Annotated in this window: 9 protein-coding genes; 3 read left to right on the top strand and 6 right to left on the bottom strand. The window is 62.4% G+C overall.

Annotation, left to right across the window (positions count from 1 at the left end; all coding sequences use genetic code 11):
• The first annotated feature begins 144 nt into the window (after window positions 1–144).
• A complete protein-coding gene (locus AC1RNN_RS15315; protein ID WP_493089788.1) occupies window positions 145–1,071 on the top strand; it encodes a LysR family transcriptional regulator in 927 nt (308 codons plus the stop codon).
• A gap of 74 nt (window positions 1,072–1,145) precedes the next feature.
• Here AC1RNN_RS15315 and AC1RNN_RS15320 read toward each other — a convergent pair whose 3' ends face one another.
• From AC1RNN_RS15320 to AC1RNN_RS15340, 5 genes are all read right to left on the bottom strand, one after another.
• A complete protein-coding gene (locus tag AC1RNN_RS15320; protein ID WP_493089787.1) occupies window positions 1,146–1,871 on the bottom strand; it encodes an ArsR/SmtB family transcription factor in 726 nt (241 codons plus the stop codon).
• Entirely contained in the window at window positions 1,868–2,215 is a 348-nt protein-coding gene (locus tag AC1RNN_RS15325; RefSeq protein WP_493089786.1) for an NIPSNAP family protein, read from the bottom strand. The genes AC1RNN_RS15320 and AC1RNN_RS15325 overlap by 4 nt, the downstream gene beginning before the upstream one ends.
• A 218-nt stretch (window positions 2,216–2,433) precedes the next feature.
• Entirely contained in the window at window positions 2,434–3,708 is a 1,275-nt protein-coding gene (locus AC1RNN_RS15330; protein ID WP_493089785.1) for a hypothetical protein, read from the bottom strand.
• Window positions 3,709–3,735: 27 nt separating this feature from the next.
• Entirely contained in the window at window positions 3,736–4,632 is an 897-nt protein-coding gene (locus AC1RNN_RS15335) for an NAD(P)/FAD-dependent oxidoreductase (RefSeq protein ID WP_493089784.1), read from the bottom strand.
• On the bottom strand, window positions 4,629–5,111 hold the full coding sequence (locus AC1RNN_RS15340; RefSeq protein ID WP_493089783.1) for an Rrf2 family transcriptional regulator: 483 nt from the start codon (window positions 5,109–5,111) through the stop codon (window positions 4,629–4,631). Before AC1RNN_RS15340 ends, AC1RNN_RS15335 begins: the two co-directional genes overlap by 4 nt.
• Window positions 5,112–5,222: 111 nt before the next feature.
• Between AC1RNN_RS15340 and AC1RNN_RS15345 the strand changes: the two genes are divergently transcribed.
• Window positions 5,223–6,638 (top strand): DHA2 family efflux MFS transporter permease subunit, encoded by a 1,416-nt coding sequence (locus tag AC1RNN_RS15345; protein WP_493089782.1) that lies wholly within the window; start codon window positions 5,223–5,225, stop codon window positions 6,636–6,638.
• Between the two features lie 10 nt (window positions 6,639–6,648).
• Here the strand turns inward: AC1RNN_RS15345 and AC1RNN_RS15350 are convergent, their stop codons facing one another.
• Window positions 6,649–7,593, bottom strand: a complete 945-nt coding sequence (locus tag AC1RNN_RS15350) for a LysR family transcriptional regulator (RefSeq protein ID WP_493089781.1) — start codon at window positions 7,591–7,593, stop codon at window positions 6,649–6,651.
• Between the two features lie 285 nt (window positions 7,594–7,878).
• On the opposite strand from AC1RNN_RS15350, the gene AC1RNN_RS15355 reads away from it, so the two are divergent.
• Window positions 7,879–8,382 (top strand): DinB family protein, encoded by a 504-nt coding sequence (locus AC1RNN_RS15355; protein ID WP_493089780.1) that lies wholly within the window; start codon window positions 7,879–7,881, stop codon window positions 8,380–8,382.
• The last annotated feature ends 79 nt before the right edge of the window (window positions 8,383–8,461 follow it).

Consider the following 8,461-nt stretch of genomic DNA (forward strand, 5'->3'; position numbering starts at 1 on the left):
ATACCTTTGTGGATGGTGGTTTGGATGGGAAGAGCCCCATCGCTCGCCCTGAATTTAGGCGGCTGCAGCCCCCAGATAAACCAGCAAGTCGCACAATCACTGTTTGCGTTTTTCAAACAATCAGCGGGGTGAGGTGGAGCCAATATGGACCGTTTTGATGCAATGCAGGCCTTTGTGCGCGTGGTGGAGACGGGCAGCTTTACCAAGGCCGCGCTGACCCTGCACATGAGCAAAACCACCGTGACCCAGCTGGTGCAACAGCTGGAGACACGGCTGCGTGTCAAGCTGCTCAACCGCACCACGCGGCAAGTGCATGTCACCGCCGATGGCGCGGCCTACTACGAGCGGGCAGTGCGCCTGCTGGTCGATCTGGACGACGCCGAGACCAGCCTGTCCGACGCCACCGCCTCGCCCCGAGGGCGGCTGCGCGTGGATGTTCCGAGCCCGCTGGCGCGCATGCTGCTGGTTCCTGCATTCCCGGCGTTCCACGCCCGCTATCCGGACCTGCAGATCGAGATGGGCGTGAGCGACCGCATGGTCAACCTCATCGGTGACAACGTGGATTGCGTCATACGCGGTGGTGAAGTCACCCAGCCCTCACTCATCGCGCGCCATGTGGGCGACCTGCAACTTGGCGTGTACGCGGCCCCCAGCTATCTGCAAAGTGCCCCGCGCCCGCAGCACCCCTCGGATCTGGAAGCAGACCCGCACCGCATCGTTGGCTTTTTGTCATCGCGTACCGGCAAGCTGTTGCCGTCCACCCTGCGACAGGGCGATGAACGCATCGAAGTCAAAGGCAAGCATGCGCTGGCGGTGGACGATGGCAATGCTTACCTTGCCGCTGGCCTTGCCGGCGTGGGCGTGCTCTGGCTCCCGCACTACATGGCCAAGCCCCACCTGGCGTGTGGTGAACTCGTGCCCTTGTTGGAAGACTGGGCGCTGGACCCCATGCCCCTGTACCTGGCCTTCCACCCCAACCGCCATGTGAGCGTGAAGCTGCGCGTCTTTATCAACTGGGTACTTGAGGTGATGGCGGCGCATGCGCCCATCGCAAGCCGGGCTAACGTTTGAATTGGGGTGCCAGGTTTGCTACCAATTAAGTAGCTGCTCGCGCATATTCCACGGGGGCTAGAGGCCTATTTTGTTCATAACGCATTGACCGAAGGCAGCAGCCCCGCCAGGTGCTTGCGCCCCAGCGGGGTCACCTCCAGCGCGCGTTCGCCTTCATGGCGGCGCAGCCAACCGCGCTCCAGACAATGCGCCAGCAGCGCCTTGGGCAGCTTGCCGGCCATGTGGTCGCGGCGTTCGGACCAGTCCAGGCAGCGGTAGGCCAGGCGGGCGGTTGCAGACGGTTTGGCTTGGTCCATGCCGTCCACCGCAAACCCAATGGCACCCAGCCCGGCTTTGCCCTGCGCCGTGAGCAGGTAGCCATCGCCCGCCGGGGTCAGCCATTCCTTGGACAAGAGCTGCGAAAACAGCTCCACGCCCAGCTGCCCCGCCAGGTGCCCGTAGCAGCAGCGCGCAAAGCGCAGCCGCTGGCGCGTGGGGTTGGCCCAGGCGGCGGTGTGGGTGCGGCGCTCGGCGATCAGCGCCACCGCCTCCAGCGCGTGGGCCACCTCGTCGTCGGCCAGCTTGTAGTAGCGGTGCCGCCCGCGCTGCTCGCACACCAGCAGCTCCGCCGCCATCAGCTTGCCCAGGTGCCCGCTAGCCGTGGCGGGCGATACGGACGCAGCCCGCGCCAGCTCCCCCGCGCTGGCGTAATCGCCCGCGAGCAGGTAGCTCAGCATGCGCGAGCGCGTGGCATCGGCAATCACCGCGGCCACGCTGGCCAGCCGGGGCTCAAAAGGGGCGGCGGAAGGTGAGGAAGTCATGCGGCTTCAATATAGCCCGTGGGCGCCTGCAGGTAGCTGGCGGGCACTGGCTGGGGGAAAGTGCGCTCCTCTTTCAGGATGAAACGCTCGCGCTGCGCAAATGCAAAGTTGGCAACCGCCTCGTCGTCCTCGCGCAGGCGCTGGCGGTAGGCCTCATACGCCGCCAGGCTGGGGAAGGAGATCAGCCCCCAGGCCTCGTAGTTGCTGCCCTCGTGCGGCACAAAGTAACCCAGCAGATGCCCACCCAGCCGGGGAATGATGCGCGCCCAGTTGTTGGCGTAGGCGGTGAACTGGTCTTTCTGGAACGGGGCGATTTCGTAGCGGATGAAGCAGGTGATGGGCATGGGGACTCCTGTTGCGTGGTGATGCAAAGGAGTCTGGGGGATGAAATTGGGGGATGGTTTGGTGGATAACAAAATGACGGAGGAGTTGTCACAGTGTCTGCACGTACAGCCGGAGGTAGGCTGTACTTAAAGTGCCGTTACCTCTGTTGGTAGGGTGGGGTGAGCGATACAAGCATCGAGAAAGAAGATCACAAGGGAATCCGAAATCCGCAATCAGGTCAATTTTTCGAAGTGAATAAGTTGTCGAAATCTGTATGCCAGTGTGGACTTTCCTCTTTGTGAAATATGTAGGCTGCTCCTCCACTATCGATAGATCCATCAGGCACAGGTCGATATGCCCCTTTGCTAATAAAGCCGATGCCAATAACGTGGTCTCGAACGTACTGCTTCAGAAAATTACTGGTGTGAAGGCGGAGAGCTGTTGGAGGAAGGTCTGAGGACGAATCTTGCTTGGCAACTCTTAGTAGAGATTCAGCCTCAAGTCCTTCAAGGCCAATTAGAAACATCCCGGCCCTTGTCTTTGATAGCTGTTTATTTGCAGACCTAGAGACGGTTTCAAATACGCTGTCTAAAAGAGAGTCGTCTTCTTTACTCTGGAGGACAAAAGCGATTGCTCCCCCATTTTTCCGACCAACTATTAATGCTTGGCGGTTTTTAGTTCCAGTGATCGCATCTAGGTTATCTCTCGTGACAATGGGAAGGCCATCTACTCCAGACTCCCCAAGTTTGCTCGGATCAAACTTAGAAATACGCAAAGTCGCTCCATCCTGTTGGCAGATAGTTGCTCCTGCTAGCACATTGTTAATAACGAAGCGGGCAAGGGCCTGGCGATCTGCGTAGGCGCCTGGCATCCTTGCTTCAAGTGTCAATACAACCGCAACCCCTGTCGTCAACGTGCTGCCGAGTCTATTGAGATGAGGGGCAACTAAATTGCAAAAATCAAGCGCCTCTCGTTTGTGGATTTTCCGACCTTTGTCGTCGGAAACGGATTTGCATTCGATCTCTAGTCCATGTTGTCCTAGGTTTGGAACGATCAGATCCATGGTGCCGCCTTGGCCAGTCATCTCCGGCCATTCGACTTCTAATCCGCGCCTCAGAAAATGTGTTGCAGCGGTTAATTCGAGCCTCAAGGCTCTCATATCGTCAGGGTTCTTCAGTGCTCCGTGAACGCGCCGAGTCAATTGCACTCTTTGAGTGCTTTTTAATGTATCTGCTATTGAAACTATTTGAGTGGCAAACCCGATGGATGGGTATAGAGACTGACAGTCCATTTGACGAACCGGAATTCGGCCGAATCGCTGTGTTAACTCACTAGCTTCCTGAAGACCAAAGGAAATTTCGTTTTCTGTAATCAAGTAGTCCTTCAAAAGCCTGTTGCCTTTGTATTCACTCTTTATTAAGTCAACGCGCTTTCTCCAATGCTGTGCACCGATCAAATTGCTGAATCGCTCAAAGACCTCTGGAATGTCATCGGTGTACAACTCGACCTGCATGGCCTGCCCTTCGAAAAGTTATTAACTTTAAAACATCGACCCCCGATGCGCCCCAAACCCCGCCATCGCCCCATCCGCCACCGCTAGCGTCACATTCCCCGCCGCCCGCGCCGCGTCGCCACACGCAAACACATTCGGCACGCTGGTGGCCTTGCCTTCGTCCACCTTGACGAACACGCCCATGGGGCCGTCTTCCAGCGCGCAACCCAGTTGCTCGGCCACGGGGCTGGCCAGCACGGTATGTGGCTGGGTGAAGAGGCCGTTCAAGCTAACCGTGCGGCCGTCTTGCAGCACCACGTCGGCCACGCCGTCTATGCGCTCAATGCGCGTTGCCTCTATCTGCGTGCCGCGGCGGGCGATGGCGGCCAGGTCTTCGGCGCTGGGCGTGTAGGCGCCGTTCAGGAACAGCGTGGGGCTACCCCAGTCCGGCAGCATGAGCGCGTGGTGCAGCGCCAGGGGCGACGCGGCGATGATGCCGATGGGGCCGGCGTTCATCTCGTAGCCGTGGCAGTAGGGGCAGTGGAAGATGCTGCGGCCCCAACGCTCGGCCAGGCCGGGCACGGGCGGCAGCTCGTCGCGCACGCCGGTGGCCAGGATGAGGCGGGTGGCGCTGATGCGCTCACTGCCCACGCGGAATTCCAGCCGGCCGTCGGCGGCCACGCGCGCACGGTCTGCGCTGCCGTGCAGCCATTCCACGCTGGGGTAGTTCATGAGTTGCTCGCGGGCGTCGGCGGCTATTTCGGCCGGCGCGCGGCCATCCTGGCTCAGGAAGCCATGCGATGTTTCGCCCGCGGCGTCCACAAAGCGGTTGCGGCGCTGGCCGGCGTCCACCACCAGTACGTTGCGGCGCGCGCGGGCCAGTTGCAGGGCGGCGGCCATGCCGGCGTAGCTGCCGCCGATGACGGCGAAGTCGATGTGCTTCATGCCTTGTGGTCCTTCTGGTGGTGGCTGTGGGCGGGGTTCCAGCCTTGTGCTTTGGCGGCGGCCATGCGCTGGTGAAAATCTTTGGAGAGCGTGGCCAGGGTGACGGCGCCAAAGCGCTTGAGCAGCAGGGCCTCGGCCTCTTGCGCGGCGCCGGCCAGCGCGTCGTTCACAGCCTGAGCCACCAGGCAGGTGGGGCGGTCTTCCCGAAAGCCCAGCGACACCAGCGGCGGCGCGCCCAGCGCCTGGTACACATCGCCCAGGGTGATGCGGTCCATGTCGCACGCCAGCACCCAGCCGCCGCCATGCCCCTTGGCCGACACGACAAAGCCCGCATCGCGCAGCCCGCCCATGAGGCGGCGCAGCACCACGGGGTTGGTCTGCATGGCGGCGGCCAGCGCCTCGGAGGTGGCGGGGCCATCGCCCTCGGCCATGTGTAGCAGGACGTGCAGGACGTCTGACAGTTGGCTGTTTTGTTTCATGTAACTAATATAGTTACTTGATATAAACCTCACCCGACTCAAGGGTTTTGGAGCCGGCCAGCCGATACCAAAACGCAGCACAAGGTCTCTGCCCCGGGGGTACGATGCGCCATGGTCACCAGTGAATCGACGACAAAGCGCTACCTCCCCTGGGTGGTGGCCACGGCGCTGTTCATGGAACAGCTGGACTCCACCATCGTCAACACCGGCATCCCGGCCATGGCGGCCAGCCTGGGCGTGACGCCGCTGAGCCTGAAGGCGGTGGTGAGCAGCTACATCCTGGCGCTGGCGGTGAGCATTCCCATTAGCGGCTGGCTGGCCGAGCGCTATGGCAGCCGGCGCGTCTTCATGTTTGCGGTGGCGCTATTCACCGTGTCTTCCGTGCTCTGCGGGTTGGCGGTGAACGCGACCATGCTGATTGCGGCTCGCGTGCCGCAGGGCATTGCGGCGGCGATGATGATGCCGGTGGGGCGCATGGTGATCGTGCGCACCTTCTCGAAGGGCGAGCTGCTGCAGGCGATGAACTTCGTGATCATTCCCGCGCTGCTGGGGCCGCTGCTGGGGCCCACGGTGGGCGGGCTCATCGTGCACTGGTTTTCCTGGCGCGAGATTTTCTTTGTGAATGTGCCCGTGGGGCTGGCTGCGCTGTGGTTTGCCAGCAAGCACATGCCCAACTACCAGGAAGACACGGCGCGCCCGCTGGATGTGCGCGGGCTGTTGTTGTTTGCCACAGGCGCGGGCCTGCTGTCCTGGATTCTGGAAGTGTTTGGCGAGATCACCCTGCCTATGAGTACCGTGGCCTTGCTGGTGGCGGTGTCCATCGGGCTGCTCGTGGCCTATGGCTGGCATGCGCGGCGGGTGCCGCACCCGCTGTTGCGCCTGTCCTTGTTCTCTACGCGTACCTTCCGCGTGGGCGTGTTGGGCGGCTTTGTTACGCGGCTGGGTGTGGGCGGCATGCCGTTTCTGTTGCCGCTGCTGTATCAGCTCGGGCTTGGGCTGCCGGCCTGGCAGTCTGGCTTGTTGATGATGCCGGCGGCGCTGGCGGCCATGGGCATGAAGGCGATGGCCGCGCCCATGCTCAAGCACTTTGGCTACCGGCGTGTGCTTGTCGTCAACACGCTGCTGGTGGCCTGTGCCATTGCCAGCTACGCGCTGGTGGGGCCGGGTACGCCGCTGTTCGTCATCGTGGGTATTGGGCTGGTACTGGGGCTGTGCAATTCGCTGCAGTTCTCCAGCATGAACTCCATGGCCTATGCGGACATTGACGCGAAAGACACCGCCCAGGCCAGCACCATGGCCAGCACGCTGCAGCAAATGTCCATGAGCTTTGGCCTGGCCTTTGGCTCGCTGATTACCGGGTACTTTCTGGATGGCCTGTCGCAGTCCGATCGCGCGGCGGTCACCACGTCGTTGCACCACGCCTTCCTGACCCTGGCAGTGCTGACGGTGTTGTCGTCCTTTGCCTTCTGGACGCTCAGGCCCGAGGACGGCGAGAGCGTGAGCAAGGGCAGCGCGCCCGCAGCCTGAGGGCTGCGGATTAAGAGTTCGTCGCTCTGAGCACGGTGGCGCCCGGCCATTGGCCCGAGCGGCACAGCGTGTCCACCAAATCCAACACCAATGCCTGCACCGCCAGCGCTGCTGCAGAGGGCGGAATGTGGCTGGCCGCGCAGAGCATGAGCGTGCGCGCCAGCGGCGGACTGCCCACCTCAGTAGCGGTGAGCTGGCCGCTGTCGATTTCTGCGCGCAAGGGCATGACGGGCAGCAGCGTGCGGCCCAGGCCGGCCAACAGTGTGGTGCGCAGGATGCTGATGGAGCTGATGTCCGCCTCCACCGTGGGCGGGGGCAGGCCCGCCTTTGCGGCGGCTGCGTCAATGATGGGGCGAACGCCATGCGGGCTGGCCGGCAGGGTGAGCGGCAGGGCCAGCGCCTGCTTGAGCGAAATGCGGGCCTTGGCCGGCTTGCCCGCCTGCGCGGGGGCAATCAGGCACATGCGTTCGCGCAGCAGCGGGGTGCTTGCGAATTCGCCCAAGTGGCCGTCGTCAAACAGCACAGCCAGGTTGATCTGGCCGCTGCGCAGCTGCTTGCTCAGGTTGCCGGTGAGTTCTTCGGTCAGCTCCAGCTGCACCAGCGGTAGCTGCTCGCGCACGGCGCGCAGCAGGGGCAGGGCCAGCGCGTTGGATGCGCTGTGCGGCAAGCCAAACACCACCTTGCCACTGGGCGCGCTGGCGCCGCTGCGCACGCTGGCCACGGCGTCGTCCGCCTGCCGCAATATGGACACGGCGTGCGGCAGAAAGCGACTGCCCGCATCGGTCAGCTCCACGCCGCGGCGCGAGCGGTGGAACAGGCTGGCACCCAGCTCATCTTCCAGCTGCGCCATCTGGTGGCTTAGCGCCGATTGGGCGATGAAGACGCGCTCAGCCGCCTTGGAAAAGGAGCCGCAGTCGGCAATGGCGATGAAGTAGCGGAGCTGGCGCAGTTCCATGGCAGGTGGCAGGGTAGTGGAGTTGCCATCTTAGGCTATCCATCTGTTTTGTAGATGGAATTATTCAAATTCAATGTTGGTCAGATGGCTGTGCAGATGCTCCAATTACTTCACCCACTCTGCTTTCGTCCCTGGTGAGCTACCCGCCCACCAGCCCGGCCCACCCCGCCAAGGACGCCTGCAGGGGCGCACCGTACCCGGTGCGCAGGCGGTGGGTTTTAGCGCCGATGTGCTGGCCGATAATGGAGCGATGCCCTCGCGGCGCACCCCATCACGGAGCCTGTCATGTCCCTCGCCATGCTGAAAACCTTGTATGCCCAAAAGACCTGGGCCAACGCCGAGTTGTATGACTGCATGGCCACGGTAGACCCGGTGCAACACGCCGAGCCGCTGCATACCGCCATTCGCATGCTGAACCACATCTATGTGGTGGACCGCATCTTCCGCGCCCACCTGCTCGGCGAGGCGCATGGCTATACCCAAAGTAACACGGCGGAGACGCCTGAATTGGGCGAGCTGCACTTTGCAGCGGCCGAGACCGATGCGTGGTTTGAGTCTTATCTGGCTGGATTGAACGCCGATGCACTGGGCGAGAGTCTGGTCTTCCGCTTCACCGACGGCGACGCCGGCCGCATGACGCGCGAGGAAATGCTGTTCCACGTACTCACCCATGGCGCCTACCACCGCGGCAATGTGGGGCAGATTCTCAAACACATCTCCGTCACGCCGCCGCGCGACCTGCTCACCAAGTTTTTGCACCAGCGCGAGCCCGCGCGGCGCCAGGGCTAAGCCTCAGTCGTCCACGAAAGCCTCTTCGCGCTTGGCCTTGATGGAAGGCATAAGCACCACAACCAGGAGCAGCACGGCA

It is taken from the genome of Rhodoferax sp. GW822-FHT02D07 (genome assembly GCF_058802405.1).

Excerpts from the sequence above, each read along its gene's own strand:
- AC1RNN_RS15350 (WP_493089781.1), bottom strand. The coding sequence starts at position 7,593 with ATGGAACTGCGCCAGCTCCGCTACTTCATCGCCATTGCCGACTGCGGC.
- AC1RNN_RS15355 (WP_493089780.1), top strand. The coding sequence starts at position 7,879 with ATGTCCCTCGCCATGCTGAAAACCTTGTATGCCCAAAAGACCTGGGCC.
- AC1RNN_RS15340 (WP_493089783.1), bottom strand. The coding sequence starts at position 5,111 with ATGAAACAAAACAGCCAACTGTCAGACGTCCTGCACGTCCTGCTACAC.
- AC1RNN_RS15320 (WP_493089787.1), bottom strand. The coding sequence starts at position 1,871 with ATGACTTCCTCACCTTCCGCCGCCCCTTTTGAGCCCCGGCTGGCCAGC.
- AC1RNN_RS15330 (WP_493089785.1), bottom strand. The coding sequence starts at position 3,708 with ATGCAGGTCGAGTTGTACACCGATGACATTCCAGAGGTCTTTGAGCGA.
- AC1RNN_RS15345 (WP_493089782.1), top strand. The coding sequence starts at position 5,223 with ATGGTCACCAGTGAATCGACGACAAAGCGCTACCTCCCCTGGGTGGTG.
- AC1RNN_RS15325 (WP_493089786.1), bottom strand. The coding sequence starts at position 2,215 with ATGCCCATCACCTGCTTCATCCGCTACGAAATCGCCCCGTTCCAGAAA.
- AC1RNN_RS15335 (WP_493089784.1), bottom strand. The coding sequence starts at position 4,632 with ATGAAGCACATCGACTTCGCCGTCATCGGCGGCAGCTACGCCGGCATG.
- AC1RNN_RS15315 (WP_493089788.1), top strand. The coding sequence starts at position 145 with ATGGACCGTTTTGATGCAATGCAGGCCTTTGTGCGCGTGGTGGAGACG.